Origin of the sequence: Burkholderia sp. BDU5, from assembly GCF_001522845.1 — a bacterium.
Taxonomy (GTDB): domain Bacteria; phylum Pseudomonadota; class Gammaproteobacteria; order Burkholderiales; family Burkholderiaceae; genus Burkholderia; species Burkholderia mayonis.
On sequence record NZ_LOWC01000119.1, the window covers coordinates 1 to 1,706 of the forward strand.

The 1,706-nt window shown below is 56.0% G+C and carries 2 protein-coding genes and 1 pseudogene; 2 read left to right on the top strand and 1 reads right to left on the bottom strand.

Features of this window, described 5'->3' with window-relative positions:
• Window positions 1–72: 72 nt before the first annotated feature.
• Window positions 73–318 (top strand): annotated as a pseudogene (locus tag WS69_RS19150) (DNA methyltransferase); the annotation flags it as partial.
• Between the two features lie 227 nt (window positions 319–545).
• Window positions 546–1,274, top strand: a complete 729-nt coding sequence (locus WS69_RS19155; protein WP_231747168.1) for a hypothetical protein — start codon at window positions 546–548, stop codon at window positions 1,272–1,274.
• Between the two features lie 103 nt (window positions 1,275–1,377).
• Here WS69_RS19155 and WS69_RS19160 read toward each other — a convergent pair.
• Window positions 1,378–1,706 (bottom strand): phage virion morphogenesis protein (locus WS69_RS19160; protein WP_059472271.1); only part of this gene is annotated, 329 nt, incomplete at its 5' end.

The window sequence follows — 1,706 nt, forward strand, 5'->3', positions numbered from 1 at the left end:
CAGACCCACGGCTCGCGATCGGCGCTCGTCTCGGCGACGTGGCCGTTCATTTCCGCGATCAGGTCATGCGGAAAGCCGCTCGACATAGCGCGCGAGGTCGTGCGGCTCGTGCCGGCCGGCGGCGTCGTGTGCGACCTGTTTGCGGGTTCGGGTACGTTTCTCGCCGCGGCGCGCGAGGCAGGCTTGCACTGGATAGGATGCGAGACGAACGCGACGTATCACGTGATCGCGTCGGCCCGGCTCGACGCTACGACGGATGACTCAGGGGTTCAGGCAGCGCAGCAGTTAAATGAAACGATTCGGCGGACTATTGAATGATGTGATTCAATCTCAATCTAAATGGCGGCGGCAAAATATTAATTCCCATCTCCTATAATAACGTCGGCGCCTTAGGGTCGTTAATGCGCTGGACGGGCTCATTACTATCGGGATAATTAAAAATGTAAATTTTCAGCTACGGGGCGAGCTCTATTTAATCAGTTTCGATGCGGAATTTAATTAATTATTTCGCTAAAAATAATGTATCACGATAAAAGAGAAGGAGCATGATGATGAAGCCACTCGTGACGAGGACGCCGCGGCGTATCCAACTAGACCATCCATCGCTGGCGAAGTTAGACGTTTCCACATCGCCACCGCCAGCCAACTCGATTACTTCTCGACTCTGGGAAGCATGCTATAGCTTGGCACAAGATGCCCTTAACTCGCCTTACATTCAAGGCATTGCTAACGGTACCTTGCCTCCCTGCAATTACGGGCAATACACAGTGCAAGACGCAGCATACTGCGTTCGGGCAGAGCAAGATTATCGTCTGGTTGAGGCGCGCGCGAAAGAACATCATGAAGACATGCTGGCAGCTTTTGCGCAGGCTCGCTATGAAGGTTATCTGTCTTACACCAGTTCCATCATGAAGTCGTGGCACATCAAAGACATCCTAGCGATTAATCCAAACGATGCAGTAAAAGCTTATGTTGCCCATGAACACTATGTAGCCGAATTCATGGAGCCGATCTATGGCGTCGTCGCAATGATCCCCTGTGATCATCTCTGGTCATGGCTTGCGGAGACGCTTTCGCCGGATAACGTCCCGAACAACCTTTACGACTTTTGGATAAGCGATAACCAAGGTTGGAGTGGCACCTATCGCCTAGAAAATTTTGTCAACAGTTGGTTTGCAGCGCATCCTAAGCAATATGAATGGGAGTCGGCCTTGAAAGCCTACAGGGGGAGCATGCTTGGCGAGGTTGGCGACTTTCGCGTAGCCCTGGAATGATTGTCCAGTTCCATTACATACAGCCGAGGGCCGCATACGATGCCGATCGAATGTGGCCTCTTGCGCGATCGCATCGACGCGGTCCAACGCCGCGGTGAACGGTTCAGCGGTTCAGGTGGCGTAGTAGCCGATCGCGCACGAGCTCGCGATCGGCGTCGGCGAAGCCGAGCACGACGCGGACCGGATACTGCGCGAGCGGGCCGCCCGGCTCGACGGGCGCTTTCTTGCCCTCCTGGTGGACACGTGCGATGCGCGACAGCCGTTCGTCGAAGCCGATCGCCAGGCCCGCGTCGTCAACGTCGATTCGCAGATAGCGCGCCGCGCGCAGCTTCCGAAACATCGCTTCGCGCTTGATGCGGCCGGCCTTCTCGCGCAGGCGCTTGCCGCCGCGCTTTACCTTCCGCGGCGCGTACGCCGAGCCGTCCGGATTCC